Source organism: Methylophilales bacterium, from assembly GCA_019823025.1.
GTDB lineage: Bacteria > Pseudomonadota > Gammaproteobacteria > Burkholderiales > Methylophilaceae > BACL14.
In genome coordinates, this window is the sequence record CP081940.1 from 316751 (window position 1) to 341269 (window position 24519).

Below are 24519 nucleotides of genomic sequence, written 5' to 3' on the forward strand. Positions count from 1 at the left end.
TTCCTTGTAATTGGTTTTAATAAAATTATGCCTTATTTTTTTGAAGCCTCAATTGCCTGCTCAACATCTTGAATAATGTCATCAATATGTTCAATACCTACAGAGATTCTTACCAAGTCCTCACTTACACCTGCTAAAACCTTCTGTTCTGGAGTTAATTGCCTATGTAATGTTGATGCTGGATGACAGGCAAGTGATTTTGCATCCCCCATACTGAGTACTCTCAAAATCATTTGAAGTGCGTCAATAAATTTAGCGCCTGCATCTATTCCACCTTTGAGACCAAAACTAACAATGCCTGATGCCTGACCATTAGTAATTTTTTTACAAACATCATTGTATTTATCCTCAGGAAGAGCAGCATAATTTACCCATTCCACACGATCATGACTTTCTAAATATTTCGCTAACGCAAGTGCATTCTCACAATGTCGTTCCATTCTTACGCCTAGCGACTCAAGACCTAGCATAATAATGTAAGCATTATTGGGAGCTAAACATGCGCCTGTTTCTCTCAAAGGAACGACACGACAGCAACCAACAAATGCTGCGGCTCCAAATGTTTCGGTATATATCACACCATGATAAGAAGGGTCTGGTTCATTCAGCATAGGGTATTTTTTAGGATCTTTAGCCCAATCAAATTTTCCAGAATCTACAATAATTCCTCCAATCGTAGCTCCGTGACCATCTATATATTTTGTTAGGGAATGCACCACAATATCTGCGCCAAAGTCAATAGGTCTACATAAATAAGGCGTTGCAACAGTATTATCAACAATCAAGGGAATGCCATGCCTATGGGCAATATCTGCAAACTTTTTTAAATCAATAATATTTCCTAGAGGATTACCAATTGATTCACAATATAAAGCTTTAGTTTTCTCATCTATAGCTGCCTCAATCCCTTCATAATCAGCTCCATCAACCATTTTCACAGTAATGCCTTGCTTAGGGAAGCTATGTGTAAAACAGTTATATGTTCCACCATATAGTTGGTTTGTGCTTATGATATTATCGCCCGATCTTGTGATGGTCTGAATAGCATAAGTAATTGCAGCCATTCCAGAAGCAAGAGATAAACCAGCAATCCCACCTTCCATTTCTGCAACCCTTTTCTCAAGGACGTCGTTGGTAGGATTACCAATTCTTGTATAAATATTTCCTTCAACCTTCAAGTCGAACAAATCTGCACCATGTTGCGTATCATCAATAGTGAATCCTGAAGTTTGGTAAATTGGTACTGTTGCAGCTTTCTGGTCATTTTTTTTTGATTCATAACCGTGATGAAGTGCTATTGATTCAAGTTTCATTGGTATATTCCTAAGGTTGTTTTTATAATAAATAATAACAGAATTACAACATAGATTTAACTATGGTGCTTAATGACTGAGGGTTTAACTTTTCAAATAAAAATAAAGAAAAAGTTTAGACTAATAATTGGATTTTAGCCGTTGGAAATTTTTTTTCTATCAGCGCCTTAGTTGAAGCACTTACCCTTATTTTAAGTGTAATATTTTGATCAAAGTTACGATCTAGTATGACACCTTTATTATCAAGTATTACTTTAGAAATAAAATCTAAACTACTGTATTTAAAGAATAATATATAATCATGTAATTCAATAAAATTATCTAACCTTGAGGCCAAAATTGCTTTTTCGCCTGCCTGACTGTAGGCTCTTGCAAGACCCCCCTTCCCTAAATTTATGCCACCATAATAACGAACAACCACGAGACCACCATTGATAATTTTTTTAGATTCTAAAATGCTGATTAGTGGCCTTCCGCCTGTCCCGGATGGTTCACCATCATCACTAAAATGAGGTTCGATAGTATTTTTTTTGATGCGCAAGCCATAAACAGCATGGCTTGCTGATGGGTTATTTATTTTTATCTCTCTCACTTTATCTAAAAAGCCTTCTCTTGAATTTGCGATAACGCTATATCCAATGAACTTTGACTTATTTACGATTAACTCAGATTGCTCTTCTGAGATTAATATACGCATATTTAGCTTAGACCTTCGATCTCTCCACTTGAGTTGATTGCAATACCTTCACTCGCTGGCTTTAGTGGAAGCCCTGGCATCGTCATTACACTGCCGCAAATAGCAACAATAAATCCTGCGCCCCTTACCAACCTAATCTCTCTAATGGTTAATGTATGATCTAAAACAGCACCAATCTCTTTAGCATCTCCTGAGAATGAATATGGCGTTTTTGCAATACATACAGGAAAATGAGCATATTCATCCTCGATAAGATTGAGCTGCTTTAAAGCCTCATCTTCAAACATCACATCTTTAGCTCGGTAAATATTTTGAGCAATTGTATTTAATTTGGATTTAATAGAATCCTTTGTGTCATAAAGATATTTAAATTGATTTGGTTTGTCGACAAGATTGATTGCCTCTTTAGCTAATAATTCTGCACCTTTGGAACCCTCCCCCCAGTGCGAACATAAGATAGCCTTGAAGCCTAGTTTCTCTACTTTTTCTTGGATAAGTTTAATCTCTTCATCGGTATCCGTTTTAAAGTGATTGATTCCAACTACTAAATTTAATCCATAATGTTGACTGCAATTTTCGATATGGCGCTCTAGGTTAGCGAAGCCTTTTTCAAGAGCATCCAAGTCCTCATTGTTAAGATCTTCTACTTTTTTGCCGCCATGGTATTTCATAGCTCTAATGGTAGCAACGATAACAATCAAGCTTGGCTCGAGGCCTGTTTGTCTGCACTTGATATCAATAAATTTTTCTGCCCCTAAGTCAGCACCAAAACCTGCTTCTGTTACAACATATTCAGCCATATTGGTTCCTAGCTGGGTAGCAATATATGAGTTACAACCATGCGCAATATTAGCAAAAGGACCGCCGTGAATTAGTACCGGGTTATGCTCTAAGGTTTGGACCAAGTTTGGCATAAAAGCATCTTTTAACAATGCAGCCATTGCTCCTTGCGCCTTTAAATCTTTTGCATATATCGGCGATTTAGTCTTATCAAGATTTTGAGCTACTTGAATTTCGCCTAACCTATTAGTCAAATCTTCTAATGACGAGGCTAAACAAAAAATTGCCATCACCTCACTTGCTACAGAAATATCAAACCCCCCTTGATATTGATAACGTGCGTTATCTATATTTACCTTTCTTAAGGATCTATCATTCATATCCAACCCTCTCTTAAAAGTAATTGCATCAAGATCAATCCCTAGCTCATTTCCATGGTAAATATGGTTATCTATTAAGGCTGAAAGAAGATTGTTTGCTGAAGTAATTGCGTGAAAATCGCCCGTAAAATGAAGGTTGATGTTTTCCATTGGTATTGCTTGAGCATATCCCCCCCCTGTAGCACCACCTTTCATACCAAATACAGGACCCAATGATGGCTCTCGCAAACATGCCACGACACTTTTACCTTGACTTGCGAGTGCATCTGTTAAACCAATAGTTGTTGTTGTCTTACCCTCACCCGCAGGTGTTGGGCTCATTGCAGTGACTAGAATTAGCTTTGCCTTCTTTTTTTCTTTATGACCCAATTCTTTTGAATTAATTTTTGCCATAAATGGGCCAAAATTAATTAATGCATTTTGAGTGATATTTATTTTTTTTGCGACGTCTTCAATTTTTTCTAAGTGAGCACTTTGTGCTATTTCTAAATCTGATTTCATGATAGTAATTTATTCCCTAAAATTGTTTAATTAAAAAGTGATAATTAAAGTTAAATAACGTCAAATCTTTTATTTGATTGATCGTGATTTAATTATCAGGTTTTAAAACAAGAAGACTTTTGGTCATGATTTGTTTTTTGAAGACTTTTGGTCATGAATTACATTGACCGTAGTTAACAATGGATAATGTTATGTGAACAGTCTTAAATTAAGTATATAGCAATATTTAAGATTCATCAATAGACTAACTTATTGATTATAATAGATATTTTTTAATAAAAAAAGATATTGGAGTAATTTATATAATTAAAGTGATTTTTTATTCAATATTTTTTTTAGTTCTTTTTTGCTTGTTTGCGGGATAAACATACAGATGAAGTCAGAGGTATATTTTCTTAAAAAATTCTCACGTCTAATCCCAATATAGGTCGTACTAAGAGGGAATAAATGACTGACATCTCTGCTGACCATTGGATGGTCAGTAGTTGAGTCATAAGCCATTTCAGCAATTAATCCTATGCCCATGTTCAGACTTACATAGGTTTTGATGACATCAGCATCAATCGCGGTCAACATAATATTTGGTTCTATATTGGCATTTTTAAAAACTTCAGAAACAATTGTGCTTCCAGTGAACGCATAGTCATAAGTTATCATCGGATATGAGGCTAAATCCTCCAAAGTAATTCGCCTTGCTTTTGTTAATGGGTGATTTTTTGGCATTACAATACAACGATTCCATTGATAACAAGGTATGGTATGTATATCTTCACTTAAATTAATGGACTCCGTAGCAATACCTACATCGGCCTCACCACTGATAATCTGTTCAGTAACTTGCGACGGATTACCCTGGTGGATATTCAAATTAATTTTTGGATATTTTTTTACAAATTCTTCAACGACCTTTGGAAGTTTGTATCTTGCCTGGGTATGTGTTGTAGCAATTGTAAAAGTACCTTGATCTTTTTGTATATATTCCTCTGAAATAACTTTAATATTGTTTGACTCTTGAAGTATTGCCTCTATAGACCCCAAAACTTTTTTTCCTGGATCAGTCAAGCCAACGAGCCTCTTACCATTTCTTTGGAAAATTTTAATTCCAATCTCCTCCTCTAGAAGCTTAATGTGCTTACTTACACCAGGTTGAGAAGTGTTCAAAATCTCTGATGCTTTTGAGATATTAAATTCAGATTGAACAATTTGAGAAATACATCTAAGTTGTTGTAATTTCATATTCTTAAAAGTTATATAAATAGAATTTATTATTATTTTATAGTATATTAAAAACTGTTATATTGCATGCAATTTTACAAATTTTCTTCAAATTATTTATCGTGATTTTTGAATATATTATTTCTGGTTTTGTAGTTGGGACTCTTGTTGGATTAACTGGTGTTGGTGGTGGGTCACTAATGACACCATTACTTGTATTATTTTTTAAATTCCCAACTGCTATTGCTGTTGGAACAGATCTTTTATATGCGGCTATTACTAAATCTGCAGGAGCTGTATCTCACCATAAACTAGGTAATGTTGATTGGAAAATTGTTAGGAATCTACTCCTTGGCAGCCTACCGTCATCTTACCTAGTAACTTATTATCTAAAAGATATTGACCTTTACTCATTGCAAAATGTTGAAATAATAAACTTCTCACTTGGAATAGCGCTTATTTTAACTTCAATTGCAGTTTTATTTCAGCCAATAATTATTAAAAAGTCCGTAAAGCAGAAATTGAAAACAAGCCTAAATATAAATGTACTTACCGTTATATTGGGCATTTTTTTAGGAGCCGTTGTTACATTGACTTCGGTGGGCGCAGGTGCAATTGGAGTCACAGCCTTGCTTTTACTTTACCCTAAAATACAACTTAGGAAAATTATTGGAACTGATATCGCCCATGCTGTACCATTGACCCTTTTTGCAGGTATCGGCCATTATAATTTAGGTACAGTAGATATAAATTTATTGATAGCCCTTTTAATTGGTTCTGTTCCCGGCGTACTATTCGGCAGTAAACTGAGTGTAAGAATAGATGAAAAATTCTTACGATTCATATTGGTTATAATTCTACTTATTGTAGGTATGCAATTAATGTTTAAGGCAAATTATGTATAAGTACGATTCATTAGATCAAACACTCGTAAATGAAAGAGTAAATCAATACGAGGGACAACTCACACGCTTTTTAAATAAAGAATTAACCGAGGAGGAGTTTAGACCACTTAGGCTTCAAAACGGTCTTTACATCCAAAGACACGCCCCTATGCTTAGAGTTGCGATACCCTATGGCTTATTATCTTCAGCTCAACTTACAAAGCTTGCTGATATCGCAGATAAGTATGACCGAGGTTATGGTCATTTTAGTACTCGACAAAATATTCAATTTAATTGGCCGAAGTTAGAAAATACACCTAAAATTTTAAGAGAGCTTGCCACGGTTGAAATGCATGCAATACAAACATCTGGAAACTGTATCAGGAACATTACCACCGATCAATTTGCAGGGGTTACACCCGATGAAATCATTGATCCCCGTTACTTAGCAGAAATTATAAGGCAATGGAGCACCTTTCATCCTGAGTTTGCTCTGCTACCAAGAAAATTTAAAATTGCGGTAACTGGTTCATCAAAAGATCGCGCGATTGTTCAGGCACACGATATTGGACTTGAAGTTTTCTCTGACAAAAATAATGAAATGGCGATCAAAGTATGGGTTGGTGGTGGTCTAGGCCGCACGCCTATTCTAGGATCAGTTATCAGGGAAAATTTATCTTGGAAACATATACTCACTTATTGTGAGGCAATTCTTCGCGTCTATAACCTTTATGGACGAAGAGATAACATGTACAAAGCAAGAATTAAAATCTTGGTTAAGGCTCTTGGTATTGAAAAATTTAAACAATTAGTTGATAAGGAATGGGCTACAATTAAAAATGGCCCAAATACGATAGATAGTAAAGAAATTAATCGAGTTAAGGCTTTCTTCTCTGAGCCAAACTACAAGACTGATAAAAAAGATGATCTTAAAAAACACACTACAAATAAATCTTTTACCCAGTGGTTATTGAGGTGTACGCATAGGCATAAAAAAGAAGGTTATAGATCGGTGACTTTGTCACTCAAAAGCAATGAGCAGGCACCTGGGGATGCAACATCAGACCAAATGAGAACGGTTGCTTCGCTAGCAGATCAATATAGCTTTGGTGAGATTCGTGTCTCTCATGAACAAAATCTTATCTTGTCAGATGTTTCGGAAGATAATCTTTTTGAGCTTTGGGAGAAAGCAAAAGTTAAGAAATTAACAACCCCTAATATTGGTTTACTCACTGATATTATTTGCTGTCCTGGTGGTGACTTTTGTTCACTCGCAAATGCTAAAAGTATTCCAATAGCAAAATCTATCCAAGATATCTTCGATGATATGGACTACCTTCACGATATAGGCGATATAAATTTAAATATTTCCGGGTGCATGAATGCTTGTGGCCATCATCATGTTGGGCATATTGGTATTTTAGGAGTTGATAAAGATGGTAGTGAATGGTACCAGTTGACACTAGGTGGGAATCAAGGAAATTTTGCAAGTATCGGTAAAGTGATAGGGCCCTCTTTCTCAGAAGAAGAAATGCCTAAGGTCATAAAAAAAATTATTAATACCTATGTTAAAAATCGTCATCCGGATGAAGTCTTCATTGATTGTGTTTCACGAATAGGACTTGAGCCATTTAAAGAAGAGGTTTACGGGAAAAAGGAAAAGACTGTATGAGCTCACAATTAATTAAAGATAATAGCATCGTAGATGATGATTGGCAGCAAATAATGCCTCCAGAGACTGAGATAGAGGTTAAAAAGCAGGCGGGCAAGGTTGTAATTTTCAAACTCACAGGGGAAGACTCATTAACAAGTGAGCAAATTGAAAAAACGCCAATTCCTAAAGAAGGAAAGCTATTGCTACCAGTTAAGGTTTTTTTGCATCATCAAGATAATTTGAAGAGCAGAATATCAAACCAGGAAATCGGAATCTGGATAGAAACACATGAAGAAATTGATAGCTTTATAAATCAAATTGAAGATATGCATAATTTACCTTGCATTGCAGTAAGCACAAAAAAATTTGCAGACGGTAGAATTTTTTCAATAGGGAATCTATTGAGGATGAAATATAAATATAAAAATGAACTAAGAGCTATTGGAGATGTGTTAAGGGACCAACTATTCTTCCTTAAGAGATCGGGTTTTAATAGCTTTCTAATTAGAAAAGATAAGGATGCCAAAGACGCATTATTAGGCCTGAGTGATTTCACCACCCCTTATCAGGGTGCCGTTGATCAAACAGAACCGGCATGGAAAATAATTAACAGAAATTAAATTTTACGATGGATAACTTAGTACAAATTAATAAAGAATTTAATAAAAAAACACCTGAAGATATTGTAGAGTGGGCATTTGCAGAAACAAAAAACCCTATCCTAACAACAAACTTTAGACCCTACGAGGTTGCGATACTCCATCTATGCACCAAGCTCATGCCAAAATTAAAGATAGTTTGGTGTGACTCCGGTTATAACACCAAGGCTACCTATCTTTATGCTGAAAAAATTATTGGTGAATTGAGTTTAAATATAAAATTGTTCACTCCACTTCATACCTCAGCCTTTAGAGAGGCTGTAATGGGTGAAATGCCTGAAATTGATGATCCACGCCATGAATTATTTACAGAGCAAGTAAAACTTGAACCCTTCAGGAGAGCGATGGCAGAAATTCAACCTGATTTATGGATTACAAACTTAAGAAAAGGGCAAACAGAATTTCGTGACGGGTTAGATATTATTAATAAAACTGAATCTGGCTTATTAAAAATAAGTCCCTTTTACCACTGGACAGATAAAGACCTGGATACTTATATGGAAAAATATAAATTAGTGAATGAATATGACTACTTTGACCCAACAAAGGTGGATGAAAAACGTGAATGTGGCCTCCACAATAGAGAAGGTAAGTAATGAAAAATAAATTAAGTCACCTTGACTGGCTAGAATCGGAAGCAATCCACATAATGAGAGAGGTAGCTGGCCAATGCTCGAACCCTGTTTTACTTTTCTCAGGTGGTAAGGATTCCTTATGTCTTCTCAGAATTGCTGAGAAAGCTTTTAGGCCTGGTCGCTTTCCATTCCCACTTATGCATATTGATACAGGCCATAACTATCCTGAAGTAATTAAATTTCGTGATAAAAAAACTAAAGAGCTGGGTGAAAGACTAATAGTGGCATCATTAGAAGATTCTATGAAGAAAGGCACGATCGTCTTAAAGACACCCAATGAGCCAAGGAATAAATATCAATCAATTACTTTGCTAGAAGCTATTGAGGAAAATGAATTTGACTGCTGCATTGGTGGAGCCAGGAGAGACGAAGAAAAAGCGAGAGCAAAAGAAAGAATTATGAGTTTTCGTGATGAATTTGGTCAATGGGATCCAAAAAATCAACGCCCAGAATTATGGAATTTATATAACGCGAAGGTGCACAAAGGTGAAAATATTAGGGCCTTTCCTATATCTAATTGGACCGAGATGGATGTCTGGCAGTACATAGAAAGGGAAAATTTAGAGCTTCCAAGTATCTACTTTGCTCACAAGAGAGATATTGTAAAAAGAAATGGGGCAATTGTCCCTATCACTGACGTTACCCCCCCTACCCCTGATGAAAAAATAGAGAATATGATGGTTCGATTTAGAACTGTGGGTGATATTACCTGTACAGCACCGGTCGCAAGCTCAGCAGATTCAATCGAAAAAATAATTATGGAAACTGCTTCAACGGTGATCACAGAGAGGGGTGAAACTCGTTTAGATGATCAAGTATCAGAGGCCTCTATGGAGCAAAGGAAAAAAGAAGGATATTTTTAATGAATGATATGAATAAAAACAATTCGGTTTTAAGGTTCATGACGTGTGGTAGCGTTGATGATGGAAAAAGTACCCTGATAGGTAGGCTTCTGTATGATACGAAAACTATCCTAACGGATACTTTAAGCCAAATTGAGAAGACCTCAAAGAAAAAGGGTATGACAGTACTAGATTTATCCTTAATTACAGATGGGCTTCAAGCCGAAAGAGAGCAAGGAATAACTATTGACGTGGCCTATCGATATTTTAGTACCGGATCGAAAAAATATATCATTGCAGATGCACCTGGCCATGAGCAATACACAAGAAATATGGTTACTGCTGCCTCGACTGCTCAACTTGCGATCATCCTCGTTGATGCCAGAAAAGGGATGTTGACACAAACAAGACGCCATTCTTACTTAACAAAGCTTGTTGGGATTAAAAATATCATCGTTGCGGTCAATAAGATGGATTTAGTTAATTATGATGAAAATGAATATCAAAATATATGTGAAGAATACAATTCTTTTGCATCTGCTATTAAATTAAATAAACCAGAAGCAAACATAAGCTTTATCCCCATGTCAGCTTTAAATGGCGATATGATTGTTGATAGAGGAGATTCCTTAAGTTGGTATAAAGGGGCAACGCTCTTAGAAACACTTGAAAATATTGACTCTACAGAAGAAACAAAAAATTCACGGTTACGATTCCCTATTCAGCTTGTTTGCCGACCTAGAGATTCAGCTAATGAAGCACTGCATGACTTTAGAGCTTTTATGGGAAAAATCGAGTCAGGCTCATTAAAAGTAAACGACAAAATAAAAGTGCTCCCATCAAGCTATGAATCAACCATCAAAGAGATTCGTATTGGAGAGGAGCTTATTTCTGAAGCAAACTATGAGCAGTCGGTAACCCTATCACTTAATGATGAAATTGATATTTCTAGGGGGGATATGATCGTTCAAAAAGATGACAACTTAATAAGCACTAAAAAATTTACAGCGAACGTTTGTTGGTTATCTGAATCAGATTTAAATATTAATAGAACCTATTTGATTATGCATACAACCAGATTATCTAAAGCAAAAATTTCAAGTATTAATAACAAAATTAATATAAATACTTTGGACAAGGAAAGGGCTAACGAGCTTAAAACTAATGATATTGCTAATATTAATTTCAAGTTAGCTCAACCCTTAATTGTTGATCAGTATGAACAAAATAGAAGTACCGGTGCATTCATCATCATCGATGAGACTACCTACCATACGGTTGGTGCCGGCATGATTGAAACCATAGAATAATATTACAAAATAATTTAAAATTCACTTTTTAAAGGATATGAAAAATGACGTATGTAGTAACACAAAGTTGTATTAAATGTAAATACACAGACTGTGTCGATGTCTGCCCAGTAGACTGCTTTGTTGAAGGACCTAATTTCTTGGCTATTGACCCTGAAGAGTGCATCGATTGCACATTATGTGTGGCCGAGTGCCCTGTTGAGGCAATCTATGCTGATGATGATGTGCCTGAAGACCAACAAGAATTTATTGAAATCAATGCAAGATTATCTAAGGTATGGCCGATCATTACCTCAAGGAAAGACCCTTTACCAGAAGCTGAAAAGTTTTCTACAATAACTGATAAGCGATCTATGTTAATAGAGAATGAGGGGTAAAAGTAATGTTTCGTAAAAATAAAATTTTTAGTATTATATTTTTGTTACTGATATCTTGTGGTGGTGCAAAGTTTGTTCAGGAATCTCCTGGTTCAAGCGATGTAAATTTAGTCACAAGCGTTGATCAAAATAAATGTGAGTTCAAAGGTGAAGTAAGAAACAAAGTAAAAGGATACTCTGACTATAACGACATTTCGAAAAAAAACTTAATTCAACTAGGTAAAAATGCTGCAGTTGAAAAAAATGGTAACACTATTATAATGTCTCAATACAAACAATATAGAGGAACGCAGTCAGCCTTGTTTAAGATCTATGTTTGTAGATACTAATTTAAAATTTGGAGGAACTTATGTTGAGTAACAAAATTATTATAACTGCTTTGGCACTCCCTTTTCTAATTGCCTGCAGTACATCATACGTAAAAGAAGAGCCAGGTTCAGAAAATGTAACTATTGTTGACTCAATTGACCAAAACAGCTGTGTACTAAAAGCTCAAGTTAAAGTTAGAATGACAGGCTATGCGGAACGAAGAGATGATTACACTATGCAAGATGAGATTCGACTAGCTAAAAATGCTGCTGTTGAGCAGGGTGGAAATACTTTGTATATGATAAGTGATCCTGAAGATGGAAAAGGTACACAATCAGGTGTTTACCAAATCTATAACTGTAGTTAAGAATATTTAGAACTTAGATCTATAAGCCCAAAGTTTTGTTCGGGTTATGCAAAATAACCCGAATATCAATATAAGAAATAATCCTAACGATAAGCCAAATGTTGAGAACCAACAAATTGGCACGATTACGCCTGCTACTGCAGACGAAAAAAACATTTGCATAAAGGCTTGACCTGAAGCCGCAGTACCTCTCGCTTTTGGAAAACAATCAAGCGCAGCGATTGAGATAATTGGCATAATCGCAGCCATACCAATGTTATAAAGGGCTATGAAACCTATATTAAATGTCGGGTTATTATCAAATAAATAACAATATATTAAATTTGATAGCGCAATTAAAAACATCCAAAAATAACCAAGCCTTGCTACTCTCGATGGATTGATTACACCTGCTGTTTTTTTGGCAATAAACGAACCTATGATCATGCCGCAGACGGTTGGAACGAATAAGTATGCAAACTGTTTTTCAGTAAAGCCTAACAAATCAATCAGGAATATTGGGCTTGCAAGCACGTATAAAAAAAAGGCTGAAAAATTTGCTGAGAGAGATAGTATTAAAAGTAAAAATTCCTTATTTTTAAATATTGTACTATAGCGAGTTGCAATTGATTTTATGTCAAATGGAAGCCTATCTTTTAAAAGCATCGTTTCAGGTAATACCCTTGAGCTAAAGTAAATAGCAATTCCTGCGTAAAGAGCTAGAAAGATAAATATACTTTGCCATCCATAATCAAGTAAAAAACCACCAAAAATAGGTGCTACTGCAGGGGCAATTCCAAATATTATCTGAATAGTTGCCATTACTCTTTGCGCTTGTGCACCCTCATAGAGATCACGAACCATCGCACGAGCCACGACATTTCCTGCACCTCCTCCAATTCCTTGAAGAGCCCTAAAAAACCATAATTGTTCTACCGAAGTAGCTACAGCACAACCAATTGAGGCAAAAAAGAATAAAGTCAGACCCCATTTGATGGTGGTAATCCGACCAATTGAATCAGATATTGCACCATGAAATAAAGTCATGATGGTGTAAGGGATAAGATAAAAGGTCAAGCTTTGTTGAACATAAGCAGGTGTTGACGATAAATCAGTTGCGATTATATGAAAGCCGGGTAAATATGTATCAATTGCAAATGGAGCGAGGCTTGCTAATACAGCAAGTGCAATGACTTTTGGGTTAAGAAAGAGATTCATGCCTTTAATTATAGATTAATTAAGGTAGAGCATGGAATTTTGCTAATCTCTCTTTTTCCTCTCCTTCAGAAATTTTCTTAGAATTTTTATTTGACCTAAACATTATCGGTTTGGCTTTAAGGCCAGGATTTTCAGTGTCTTTTATTGCTTGATCTATTAAATGGCGATTTGGTGACTTTGAACAAACTGGATCAGCACTCTCGGCATCACCGGCTAAGAGCATTGCCTGACACCTACAACCACCCAAATCATTTTCTTTTTCAGAGCATGATCTGCACGGTTCCTTCATCCAATCAGTTCCCCGAAATTTATTAAAAGCGGGTGAGTCATACCAAATCTGTTTTACATCTGTATTTCTTACGTTAGGAAATTCTAAATTAGGGATTACTCTCGCTGAATGACACGGCAACACATCTCCATTGGCAGTGACAATCATGAATACCTCTCCCCAACCATTCATACATTTTTTAGGTCGATCATCGTAATAATCAGGCACCACAAAAAATATTTTCATTTTATTGCCGATACGCTCTCTGAATTCATTTGTCACTTTTTCTGCATGCAGCACTTGTTCTTTTTTTGGCATAAGCTGATCTCTATTTACCAATGACCAACCATAATATTGGGTGTTTGCTAGCTCAATATAATCAGCTCCTAAACCCTCAGCCATTTCTAAAATCTCCTTAATATGATCAATATTATATCTATGCAAAACGACGTTAAGGACCATCGGGTACCCCCTATCTTTAATCATCGCTGCTATTTTTTGTTTTAATTTAAAAGTTTTCGTATTGGTTATAAAATTATTTATTTCTTCTGTGATGTCATGCATTGATAATTGAATATGATCAAGACCACCATCTTTTAACGCATCGATTCTTTTTTCATTCATCCCAGCGCCAGAGGTTATTAAGTTACTGTAGTAACCAAGCGAACTCGCTTCAGTTACAATTTCTTCAATGTCTTTTCTTAAAAGAGGTTCACCTCCCGAAATTCCAAGTTGCGCTGCGCCCAAATCTCTTGCTTGCCTTAGAATCTTAATCCAAGATTCCGTGTCTAGCTCATTTTGAGTATGCTTATCAAAATCTGTAGGGTTATAACAAAAAGCACATTGAAGTGGGCACTGATAGGTTATTTCAGCAAGCAACCAAAGCGGTTGCATTGCTGTTGTATTGCTTGAAACTCCATTATTTTTTTCAGCCATTTTTAACCTCTTAATTAGTCTTTTCTATCCATGCTTTCTCAAGAGCCATCTCAATCATACCAATAATGTCCTTATCGATACCATCGGCATCTGGAAATTTTTTAGTTAGCGCTTCAGTGATTTTTTCAACAGAAAGGTTATCGTTAACCAAATTTAAAACTTCGCCCGCACCACCATTTAACTTAACCATACCCTCTGGAAATAAAATAACGTAGCAATCTTGAGCTTTTTCCCACTGAAATCTGTGATGTGGAGCAATTTTATAAATATCTTCTGGTTTGATTGTCATTTTATTTAGGTTGCCTCATATAATCACGATCATCAACTTTGATACTTGATGATGCTAACATAATTGAATCTGCAATAACCCATAGAACGTTAATTTTAAATTGTAGTATGTCCAATGCTTTTTCTTGCATTTCTCTTGATGTACTAAAATAATCCAAAGTTACCCCAAGCCCATGCTCGACATCTCTTCGAGCCTCAGTTAATCTTTTTTTAAAGTAACTCAAACCTGACTCATCAATCCATGGGTACATTTCAGGCCACGAACTAATCCTTTGTTGATGTATGTGTGGGGCAAATAATTCGGTCAGTGATGAACAAACAGATTCTTGCCATGTTCTTTGTTTCGCAAAGTTGATGTATGCATCCACAGCAAATTTAACGCCTGGGCTAACTCCCTCCAGAGATGTTACTTCTTCTCTTTTCAAACCAACCGCACGCCCTAAATTTATCCATGCTTCAATACCTCCCTCGGCATCACCCTCACCATCATGATCTAAAATTCTAACTATCCACTCTTTCCTTATCTCTTTCACTGGGCAATTTGATAAAATTGCTGCGTCCTTCAACGGGATACTTATTTGATAGTAGAATCTGTTCATCACCCAACTTTGCAGCTGTTCTTTTGATAATTTACCCTCATACATCATCACATGAAATGGATGATAAATATGATAGCCCTTCCCTTTCTCTCTTAACTTATCTTCAAACTCTTTTCTTGTCCAAGGTGCTGACATTTATATTCCCTTTATAAAATAATATCCATCCCATCGTAAGAGACTTCGATTCCATTTTCCTCTAAAAGTTTACGCTCATCAGAATCTTCTCTTAAAATTGGATTTGTATTGTTAATATGGATTAAAATTTTTCTAGGCTTTTTCAGAGAGTTAAGTGTCTCCATTATTCCGCCCTTACTCGATTGATCGAGATGACCCATTTCACTGGCTTTTTTATTATTAATTCCATGCTTTGACATTTCATCGTCCGTCCAGACTGTCCCATCAATAAGCACAACATCTGCATTTTTCATGTAGTCCAATACATGATCTTCAATGACACCGAGTCCTGGGGCATAAAAAAGATTTTTACCCTTTTGCGTATCTTCTATTTTATATCCAACATTATCGCCTGGTACCGTATTATGCCTATGTGGTGAATATGGTGGCGCTTCACTCTTTAATGGAACTGCAGTGAAAATAAGATTATCTGCTTTAGGAATTGTGTAGCTACTTTGATCGGTTTGGACCTCATGCCATTTTATACCCCTGAAATGTTCAAGGATGTTAAAGATAGGAAAGCCTGTTGTCATATCTTCATACACCTCCTTGGTGCAGTAGATATCCCAAGGTTTATCATGCTCTCTTAGGATTAATAGTCCTGTTGTATGGTCAATCTGTCCATCGGTGATAACAATTGATGTTATTCCTGTATCTCTAATTTTTCTTGCTGGTTGAAGTGGTGGGAATGATTCTATTTGAGCTCTAATATCTGGTGAGGCATTAAATAAAATCCAATCTTCATCATTAGAACTTACTGTTATGGAAGATTGGTTTCTTGCCTTAAGGCATGGATTTTTTTTTCGAAGACCAGCGCAGTTTTCGCAATTACAGTTCCATTGTGGGAACCCGCCACCAGCGCCTGAACCTAAAACACGGATATGCATTTTTTTCCAATCATTAAAATTTATTATGGTGAATAATGGATGAGAAATTAATTCATAGACAGGGGAAAATGTCTAAAAAAAACTCATGGATATCATGAGTTACTTAGATATATCTCTTCCTAAAATATTTGCAATAGCGCTAAGTTCTTTCATTAGTTTTTGTAATTCTGTTGGCGTTATTGCTTGGTCAGCATCGCACCATGCCTCACTTGGGGTAGGGTGCATTTCAACAAGCAGTCCATCTGCTCCAGCAGCTATTCCTGCCCTAGATAAAGCAGCAACCATCCAGGCCTTTCCGCCCGCATGTGAGGGATCTATAATCACAGGAAGGTGAGTTTCTTTCTTAAGTACAGGTATCGCAGTCACATCTAAAACATTTCTATAGTACGTTTCAAAAGTCCTGATACCCCGCTCACAAAATATAATATTATGATTTCCACCTGAGGCAATATATTCAGCAGCCATTAGCCATTCAGATATTGTGGCAGACATACCTCTTTTTAATATAACAGGCAATTTTAATCTTCCAACTTCTCTTAATAATTCGAAGTTTTGCATGCTCCGTGTGCCAATTTGGATCACATCAACCTTTTGCTCTAAAAATTTATCTAGGTGTCTGACATCTAGAAGCTCAGTAACTATAGGTAAACCTGCATTATCTGCAGCTTCTCGAAACATCTCTAGGCCTTCAAATCCAGTCCCTTGAAAACTATAAGGACTTGTTCTTGGTTTGAATGCTCCACCTCTCATAATCTTAACCCCTGCCGCTTTTACACCTTCAGCTGCATTTTTCATTTGATCAGGAGTTTCCACAGAACAAGGGCCCGAGATAACTTGTATATTTTTTCCGCCAATTGGGTGACCATTAATTTCAATAACAGTATCTTCAGGGTGCCATTCTCTTGCAACTATTTTATATGGCTTAACTATCCTTAGGGCCTGTTCTACACCAGGAAGGTTGTCTAGGAGCTTGGGGTCTAAGAGTCTCTCATCTCCAACAGCACCAATGACCGTTTTTTCTGTGCCTTTTGAGATGCTTGCATCTAAGCCTTTCTCTTTTATTCTTGAGACAACAAAATTTATTTCTTCGTCCGTTGCTGAGTTGTTCATTACAATAATCATAATTATCCTATTACTTAAAGCTTTTTAAATATTCAATAAAAGTATCATTTTCGTTTTTAAGACCTATGCTCACCCTCAACCATGAGGTCATCTCATAGTTTTGAATAGGTCTCACAATAACGCCATTTTTCAACAAATGCTGATAATACATCATTGCTTTTGTTTCGTCTCCTAAATTAAAACTAATAAAATTTCCATACGAGGGAACATATTTAATTTTAAGTGCCCTAAATGCATCTTCTAGCTGTAATCTGCCTTGGTCATTAATAACCCTACTTGTGTTAATGAAGTCATCATCCCCGAGAGAGGCTATAGCAGCAGCTTGAGCAATACTATTTACATTGAAGGGCTGCCTGACCCTATTCATTAAATTAATAACTTTTTTACTTCCAACACCATAACCAATTCTTAATCCAGCTAAGCCATGCGCTTTAGAAAAACTTCGGGTTATTAATAAGTTTTTATAATCTGCAAGCCAGTTAAAAGCAATTGATTTATCCTCATCTCTTAAGTATTCATCATAGGCTTCATCAAGGACAATCAAAATATGTTTTGGTACTTTAGATAAAAAGGCTGATATTTTTGATTTTTCAATCAGATTTCCCGTAGGGTTATTTGGATTGGCAATAAAGATTAGTTTCGTCTTCTCTGAAATGAGCTTTATGAATTCGTCTAAGTTATGACCAAAGTCTTCCATTGGCTTTGCTTTAACGCCAATACCACCAACAGCATTCGTTACTATCTCATAGACAGCAAATGCATGTTTTGAGTATATAACCTCCTCTCCTGGTGAGATAAAAGTTCTTGCTGCAAGCTCAAGGACATCATTAGACCCGTTGCCCAATATAATTTGGTCGGAATTTATTGAAAATTTATTGCACAGAGATAGTTTTAAATAATATCCATTTCCATCTGGATATCTATGAGATTCATTGATACTCTCATCAATTGCAATCTTAGCTTTTGGACTTACACCAAGCGGATTTTCATTTGAAGCGAGTTTTACAATTTTATTTGGAGATATTCCAAGCTCCCTTGAAACTTCCTTTATTGGTCTCCCGCCTTCATAGGGCTCCAATTCAGCAATATATTTTGGAGTAGTTATAGCCATAGATAATTAAGATTTAATTTTTTGGATAAGATCCTAAAAATTTCATGAACGAAGATTTTTTTTCAATATCCTTGAGGCATAATTTAATTTTAGAATCATCCCTGTGTCCTTCAATATCAATAAAAAAAACATATTCCCACATACCAATCCTTGAGGGTCTAGATTCTAACTTAGTTAAACTAACTTTTCTTGAGGCGAATGGTTGTATTAAATCAACAATCGCACCCGGTTTATTTTTTGTAGCAACCACTATTGATGTCTTATCGTTGCCTGATGGTGAAATCTCTTGGTCAGATAGAATTAAGAACCTTGTGGTATTGTTTGGTTCATCTTCAATATGATTTTGTAGTATATTAAGTTTGAATAGACTGGCTGCCCTAGCACTCGCAATAGCAGCAGAATGCTTCTCTTTTGATGCGATTTTTGCACCTTCTGCATTACTTAACACTGTAATTTTCTCAGCGTTAGGAAGGTTGTTGGCTATCCAGTCATGACATTGAGCTAGTGATTGACCATGGGCATATATGCTTGTTATTTTTTTTAAATCCTTAGATTTTGATATTAAGCAGTGATGAACGGGTAATGTTATCTCCCCACAAATTTTCAAGTCTTTCATCAACAATAAATCAAGAGTTCGGCTAATGCCGCCCTCCGTCGAATTCTCTATCGGAACAACACCATATTGTACTTTTTCTGATTGAACATTATTAAACACCTCATCAATACTGCTTGTTGGTATTGATTTTACATTTTCACCGAAATGCTTGATGGTTGCTTCTTCACTGAATGTGCCAGATGGACCCAGAAATGAAATAGCTAATTTTTTTTCTAATGCTCTACAATTTGAAATAATTGCCTTATAAATGTTTGTAACGCTATCATTTGAAAGTGGGCCTTTATTTTCTTTGATAAGCTTTGTTATGACCTGGGCTTCTCTTTCTGGTTTATATATAACACCATCATCTTTTAGGAGTCCAATTTCTTTTGCCAAGAGCCCCCTGCTAGATATAAGTTCTAAGAGCTTTTTATCAATATCATCAATGTTTTGCCTTAATTTTTCTAATTTTTTTGTCATGTATTATTTTTTTTAAAATCTTTCATAAACTCAACTAAACATTCTACCCCATCAAATGGCATAGCGTTATATAAGGAGGCTCTTAAACCTCCCACTACCCTATGTCCTTTTAGAGCATACAACCCCTTTTCCTCTGCTGTAGCAACAAATTTTTTGGTTAAGTCATCTTTTACTAGTCTAAAGGGCACATTCATTCTAGATCTATTTTTAATTTCAATATCATTAATATAAAAATCATCTGCATCAATGAAGTTGTATAGATAATTAGATTTTTTAATATTTAATTCTTCCATTTTTTTTAAGCCACCCAATTTCAAAAGCCACTCAAAAACCAATCCAGCCATATAAATACTAAATGTAGTAGGAGTGTTAATCATTGAATTATTCTCTGATTGGATTTTCCAGTTTAAGGTTGATGGAGTTTTTTGGTCTGCGAATGCAAGTAAATCATCCCTAACTATTACTAAAGTTAGTCCAGAAGGGCCAATATTTTTTTGCGCTCCAGCATAGACCACTCCATAATCATCAATATTCACAGGTCTTGATAAAATCGTTGAAGACATGTCGCAAACTAGAGGAACTGCTCCTATTTTAATTGAATCAAGATACTCAACGCCATGAACGGTTTCATTTTGACAAAAGTGAACATAAGCGTCATTTTTATCAAAATTCCAAGATCCAACACTAGGCGCTTTTTTAAAGTTACTTTCCTCTGATGATCCCGCCAATTTTATTGTGCCAAAAGGTTGGGCATCATTATAAGTTCTCTTTGACCAATATCCTGAAACAACATAGCTTGCTGACCCGCTGTTAAGTAAATTCATTGGGACCATGAAGTTTTGAGTAATCGCACCCCCTTGTAAAAAAAGGACCTTATAGTTATTTGGTATTTTAAGTAAAGTTCTTAAACTTTTTTCAGCTTTTTCCACGATTGGAAGATATTCTTTACTTCTGTGGGACATTTCCATTACGGAAATTCCAGTCTCATTAAAATTTAAAAATTCTTGCTGTGCTTGCAACATTACCTCTTTTGGAATCATTGCTGGTCCAGCAGAGAAATTATATTGGTAGCTCATCTTGATTCATTTCAATTTGTTCTGGTTCTACTATCTTGGCTAATCCTGATAGCTTCTCATCTTTGGTTAAGTTGATTAATGTCACACCTTGCGTTGCTCTTCCTAGCTCTCTAATTTCCGAAACACGGGTTCTTATTAATACCCCGCCAGTGGTAATTAACATGATTTCATCGGAATCACCAACTAATCTTGCAGCAACTACAATGCCATTTCGATCGCTTACCTGAATTGCTTTAACACCTTGTGTACCTCTACCAGACTTTCTAAAATCAGATAAGACTGTTCTCTTACCATAACCATTTTCTGTTGCAACTAACACAGATTCATCTTCCGAGGACGCAATGAGAAGTGAAAGAGCTTGATTTTCATCTGGAATCTTCATGCCTCTTACACCTCTTGCATTTCTCCCCATACTTCTAACACTATTTTCATCAAACCATACTGCCTTACCACCATTGGAGACAAGGACGATATCGTTTTCCCCATTAGTAATTTCAGCGCCAATTAAATAATCTCCATTATCAAGCTTGATTGCGATGATCCCGTTCTTTCTAGGATTCGAAAAATCAGAGAGAGGTGTTTTCTTGACGGTGCCCTTAGAAGTTGCCATAAAAATAAACTTATCATCAACAAAGTCTTTGACTACCAGTGTTGCATTTATTTTTTCTCCAGGCATTAAGGGGAACAAGTTTACAATTGGCTTACCTTTACTTACCCTGCTTCCCTGAGGAACTTCATAAACTTTTAACCAATAAACCTGACCTCTGCTTGAGAAGCATAAAATATTGTCGTGCGTATTGGCAACAAACATCTGCTCAATGAAGTCATCTTCTTTTGCAGTCATTGCCTGCTTTCCTCGCCCACCTCTTCGCTGAGCGCGATATTCATCAAGCACTTGGGCTTTTATATAACCTGTATTAGATATAGTAACGACTAAGTCTTGAGGTGTAATTAGGTCTTCGATTGATAAATCAAATGCATCCTCAATAATCTCACTCCTTCTATCATCAGCATATTGAGCTTTAATTTCATCAAGTTCTGTTTCAATTATCTTAGTAACTCTCTCAGCATTTCCTAATATATCTAAAAGGTCACTTATTACTTCAAGAATATTTTTATATTCGCTAACAATTTTTTCTTGCTCAAGCCCTGTTAGCCTTTGTAATCTGAGTTGGAGTATTTCTTGAGCTTGGTTATCAGAGAGTTTATAACCTTTTTCTGTAAGGCCAAATTTATCAGATAAGCCATCAGGCTTTGAGAGACCTGTTGTAGTTTTTTGAAGCATACCCTCAACTACAGTTGATTTCCATGTTTGCTTCATTAATTCAATTTTTGCTTCTGGAGGCGTCTTTGCGGATTTAATAATTTTAATCATTTCATCGACATTTTCTAACGCCACTGCCAAACCTTCCAAAACATGCCCTCGGTCTCTAGCCTTTCTTAAGTCATAAACAGTTCTTCGTGTAATAACTTCTCTTCTATGCCTAAGAAAGGCATCTAGAATTTCTTTTAAATTTAGAAGTTTTGGCTGTCCATCTATTAGGGCAACCATATTCATACCAAAGCTATCCTGAAGTTGAGTTTGTTTGAACAAGTTATTAAGCACAACATCTGGAATTTCACCACGTTTTAACTCAATCACAACTCTCATCCCTGATTTGTCAGACTCATCTCTTAGGTCCGAGATTCCATCAATTTTTTTACCATTTACAAGTTCGGCAATTTTTTCAATAAAATTCTTCTTATTTACCTGGTACGGGAGCTCATCGACAATAATAGCCTCCCTTTTTCCCCTATCAAGCTCTTCGATATGGGTCCTTCCTCTCATCACAACCCTGCCACGTCCTGTTCTATAACCATCTCTTACACCAGATATTCCATGAATTATTCCTGCTGTTGGAAAATCTGGAGCTGGTATTTTCTGGATAAGTTCGTCTATAGTAATTTCGGGTTTCTTTAAAAGTTCCTTCAATCCATCAATAACCTCTGTCAGGTTATGTGGTGGTATGTTTGTTGCCATACCTACAGCAATTCCAGAGCTTCCGTTAATAAGCAGATTAGGAAGCTTTGTTGGCATGATAAGAGGCTCATACTCTGAACCATCATAATTAGGACCAAAATCAACTGTCTCTTTTTCGATATCAGATAATAGTTCATGGGATATTTTGGACATTCTAATTTCGGTATAACGCATTGCCGCGGCATTATCTCCATCAACAGAACCAAAATTTCCTTGGCCGTCAACTAGCATATATCTGAGACTGAAATCTTGTGCCATCCTAACAATGGTGTCATAAACTGCCGTGTCTCCATGTGGATGATATTTACCAATTACATCACCTACAATTCTTGCAGATTTTTTATAGGGTCGATTAAAACTATTGCTTAGTTCGTGCATGGCATATAAAACGCGTCGATGTACAGGCTTTAATCCATCTCTGACATCAGGTAAAGCTCGCCCAACGATTACGCTCATTGCGTAATCCAGGTACGATTTTTTCATCTCTCCGTCAAGGCTTACTGGGATTGTTTCTTTTGCGAATTGATCATCCATAATTTATAAATTCTTTGGTTTACTTTAAAAAATATTTTACCATGTATAGCATGGCCACTAAGTGCAAATGTTCACTTAATATTTATTTAATATCTGCTTTTATATCATCAATATCCTCAAGGCCAACTGCAATTCTTATGAGGTTGTCAGTAATTCCTGCGAGATCTCTTTGGTCTTGATTTAACCTTGAATGCGTTGTTGTTGCGGGGTGAGTTATCGTAGATCTGGTATCACCTAAATTTGCTGTTATTGATAATAATTTGGTGTTATTAATTAAACTCCATGCCTCTGATTTTCCACCCTTGACCTTGAATGAGACGATACCGCCACCAGTAGTTTGTTGTTTTTTTACTAATTCAAACTGAGGATGTGAATCCAAACCAGGATAGTAAACATGTTCAACATTTTTATTTTGTTCTAACCAAACCGCTAATTTATTTGCATTACTTGAATGGGCATCCATTCTTATCTTAAGCGTTTCAAGCCCTTTTAAAAAAACCCATGCATTAAAAGGGCTCATTGATGTCCCACCCGACCTTAAAAAACCCCTTACTTTTTTCATAAGATAACTATCACCTAAAACAGCCCCTCCCAGGCATCTGCCTTGTCCATCAAGATACTTGGTTGCTGAATGGATTATTATATCTGCTCCGAATCTAGTGGGAATTTGATGAGCCGGGGTGCAAAAACAATTATCTACAACCAATAAACTTTTATTTTCATGGGCTAGGTCTGCTAAAAATTGGATATCACATACTTCCATGAGAGGATTCGAAGGAGTTTCAACAAAGAAAAGTTTTGTATTTTTCTTTAATGAATTCTGCCACTCATTTTTACTTGAAAGAGAAACGTAACTAACCTCCAGTCCCCATTCAGATAAAATATTATCGAATAACTTAACCGTGGTACCGAATACACTTCTAGAGACAATTACATGGTCTCCCGATTTACATAAACTCATGATGCATGACAAAATTGCTGACATCCCCGTTGAGGTAGCAACACATTCCTCAGCTTCCTCAAGGACAGCCAGCCTATCTTCAAACATCTTAACTGAGGGATTAGTAAATCTAGAATAAACATTACCTGTTTCTTGATTCAAAAATCTTTCAGCGGCCTGTTCAGCACTTTCGAAAATAAAACTTGAGGTTAAATAAAGAGATTCAGAATGTTCGCCCTGGCTTGAACGTATTGTCCCAGCTCTGACGGCATTTGTTTCAAATTTACTACTTCGTGATTTTTTTTTATTCATTAGCTTCCTTTTTAGCTTCTTTTTTTAGTATCGGGTGGAGCAAGTTGGACTAAATTC

Annotated in this window: 24 protein-coding genes; 9 read left to right on the plus strand and 15 right to left on the minus strand. The window is 36.1% G+C overall.

What is annotated here, in order from left to right:
* Positions 1–32: 32 nt before the first annotated feature.
* From K6112_01685 to K6112_01700, 4 genes are all read right to left on the minus strand, one after another.
* Positions 33–1313 (minus strand): O-acetylhomoserine aminocarboxypropyltransferase/cysteine synthase, encoded by a 1281-nt coding sequence (locus K6112_01685; GenBank protein ID QZP18085.1) that lies wholly within the window; start codon positions 1311–1313, stop codon positions 33–35.
* A gap of 115 nt (positions 1314–1428) precedes the next feature.
* Entirely contained in the window at positions 1429–2010 is a 582-nt protein-coding gene (locus K6112_01690) for a YigZ family protein (GenBank protein ID QZP18086.1), read from the minus strand.
* 2 nt (positions 2011–2012) lie between these two features.
* On the minus strand, positions 2013–3671 hold the full coding sequence (locus tag K6112_01695; protein ID QZP18087.1) for a formate--tetrahydrofolate ligase: 1659 nt from the start codon (positions 3669–3671) through the stop codon (positions 2013–2015).
* Positions 3672–3977: 306 nt separating this feature from the next.
* The gene (locus K6112_01700; GenBank protein ID QZP18088.1) at positions 3978–4907 is read right to left on the minus strand and encodes a CysB family HTH-type transcriptional regulator; all 930 of its coding nucleotides are present in this window, start codon (positions 4905–4907) and stop codon (positions 3978–3980) included.
* A gap of 101 nt (positions 4908–5008) precedes the next feature.
* Here K6112_01700 and K6112_01705 point away from each other — a divergent pair, with 101 nt between their 5' ends.
* The 9 genes from K6112_01705 to K6112_01745 are packed head-to-tail and all read left to right on the plus strand — an operon-like array spanning position 5009 to position 11923.
* On the plus strand, positions 5009–5791 hold the full coding sequence (locus K6112_01705; GenBank protein ID QZP18089.1) for a sulfite exporter TauE/SafE family protein: 783 nt from the start codon (positions 5009–5011) through the stop codon (positions 5789–5791).
* A complete protein-coding gene (locus K6112_01710) occupies positions 5784–7442 on the plus strand; it encodes a nitrite/sulfite reductase (protein ID QZP18090.1) in 1659 nt (552 codons plus the stop codon). The genes K6112_01705 and K6112_01710 overlap by 8 nt, the downstream gene beginning before the upstream one ends.
* Positions 7439–8044: a DUF934 domain-containing protein gene (locus tag K6112_01715; protein QZP18091.1), complete on the plus strand. Its 606-nt coding sequence runs from the start codon at positions 7439–7441 to the stop codon at positions 8042–8044. Before K6112_01710 ends, K6112_01715 begins: the two co-directional genes overlap by 4 nt.
* Before the next feature lie 8 nt (positions 8045–8052).
* A complete protein-coding gene (locus tag K6112_01720; GenBank protein ID QZP18092.1) occupies positions 8053–8679 on the plus strand; it encodes a phosphoadenosine phosphosulfate reductase family protein in 627 nt (208 codons plus the stop codon).
* Positions 8679–9581, plus strand: a complete 903-nt coding sequence (gene cysD / locus K6112_01725; protein QZP18093.1) for a sulfate adenylyltransferase subunit CysD — start codon at positions 8679–8681, stop codon at positions 9579–9581. The genes K6112_01720 and cysD overlap by 1 nt, the downstream gene beginning before the upstream one ends.
* Positions 9581–10870, plus strand: a complete 1290-nt coding sequence (locus K6112_01730) for a sulfate adenylyltransferase (protein QZP18094.1) — start codon at positions 9581–9583, stop codon at positions 10868–10870. Before cysD ends, K6112_01730 begins: the two co-directional genes overlap by 1 nt.
* A gap of 44 nt (positions 10871–10914) precedes the next feature.
* A complete protein-coding gene (locus K6112_01735) occupies positions 10915–11247 on the plus strand; it encodes a ferredoxin family protein (GenBank protein ID QZP18095.1) in 333 nt (110 codons plus the stop codon).
* 5 nt (positions 11248–11252) lie between these two features.
* Positions 11253–11576, plus strand: a complete 324-nt coding sequence (locus K6112_01740) for a DUF4156 domain-containing protein (GenBank protein ID QZP18096.1) — start codon at positions 11253–11255, stop codon at positions 11574–11576.
* A 20-nt stretch (positions 11577–11596) separates the two neighbouring features.
* A complete protein-coding gene (locus K6112_01745) occupies positions 11597–11923 on the plus strand; it encodes a DUF4156 domain-containing protein (GenBank protein ID QZP18097.1) in 327 nt (108 codons plus the stop codon).
* A gap of 6 nt (positions 11924–11929) precedes the next feature.
* Here K6112_01745 and K6112_01750 read toward each other — a convergent pair whose 3' ends face one another.
* The 11 genes from K6112_01750 to K6112_01800 all read right to left on the minus strand — a co-directional run bounded on the left by K6112_01750 (position 11930) and on the right by K6112_01800 (position 24462).
* On the minus strand, positions 11930–13120 hold the full coding sequence (locus K6112_01750) for a multidrug effflux MFS transporter (protein ID QZP18098.1): 1191 nt from the start codon (positions 13118–13120) through the stop codon (positions 11930–11932).
* Between the two features lie 19 nt (positions 13121–13139).
* On the minus strand, positions 13140–14324 hold the full coding sequence (gene pqqE / locus K6112_01755) for a pyrroloquinoline quinone biosynthesis protein PqqE (protein ID QZP18099.1): 1185 nt from the start codon (positions 14322–14324) through the stop codon (positions 13140–13142).
* Positions 14325–14334: 10 nt separating this feature from the next.
* Entirely contained in the window at positions 14335–14613 is a 279-nt protein-coding gene (pqqD, locus tag K6112_01760; GenBank protein ID QZP18100.1) for a pyrroloquinoline quinone biosynthesis peptide chaperone PqqD, read from the minus strand.
* A 1-nt stretch (position 14614) separates the two neighbouring features.
* On the minus strand, positions 14615–15346 hold the full coding sequence (gene pqqC, locus K6112_01765; GenBank protein QZP18101.1) for a pyrroloquinoline-quinone synthase PqqC: 732 nt from the start codon (positions 15344–15346) through the stop codon (positions 14615–14617).
* An 11-nt stretch (positions 15347–15357) separates the two neighbouring features.
* Positions 15358–16272 carry a pyrroloquinoline quinone biosynthesis protein PqqB gene (gene pqqB / locus K6112_01770; protein QZP18102.1) on the minus strand — a complete coding sequence of 305 codons (915 nt, stop codon included), beginning with the start codon at positions 16270–16272 and terminating at the stop codon, positions 15358–15360.
* 99 nt (positions 16273–16371) lie between these two features.
* Entirely contained in the window at positions 16372–17394 is a 1023-nt protein-coding gene (gene aroF, locus K6112_01775) for a 3-deoxy-7-phosphoheptulonate synthase (protein QZP18103.1), read from the minus strand.
* 10 nt (positions 17395–17404) lie between these two features.
* Positions 17405–18505, minus strand: coding sequence for a histidinol-phosphate transaminase (gene hisC / locus K6112_01780; protein QZP18104.1), 1101 nt, complete (start codon positions 18503–18505; stop codon positions 17405–17407).
* A gap of 13 nt (positions 18506–18518) precedes the next feature.
* Positions 18519–19580, minus strand: a complete 1062-nt coding sequence (gene pheA / locus K6112_01785; GenBank protein QZP18105.1) for a prephenate dehydratase — start codon at positions 19578–19580, stop codon at positions 18519–18521.
* A complete protein-coding gene (serC, locus tag K6112_01790; protein ID QZP18106.1) occupies positions 19577–20656 on the minus strand; it encodes a 3-phosphoserine/phosphohydroxythreonine transaminase in 1080 nt (359 codons plus the stop codon). The genes pheA and serC overlap by 4 nt, the downstream gene beginning before the upstream one ends.
* Positions 20640–23210 (minus strand): DNA gyrase subunit A, encoded by a 2571-nt coding sequence (gene gyrA, locus K6112_01795; GenBank protein QZP18107.1) that lies wholly within the window; start codon positions 23208–23210, stop codon positions 20640–20642. The genes serC and gyrA overlap by 17 nt, the downstream gene beginning before the upstream one ends.
* A gap of 82 nt (positions 23211–23292) precedes the next feature.
* Positions 23293–24462, minus strand: coding sequence for an O-succinylhomoserine sulfhydrylase (locus K6112_01800; protein ID QZP18108.1), 1170 nt, complete (start codon positions 24460–24462; stop codon positions 23293–23295).
* Between the last annotated feature and the right edge of the window lie 57 nt (positions 24463–24519).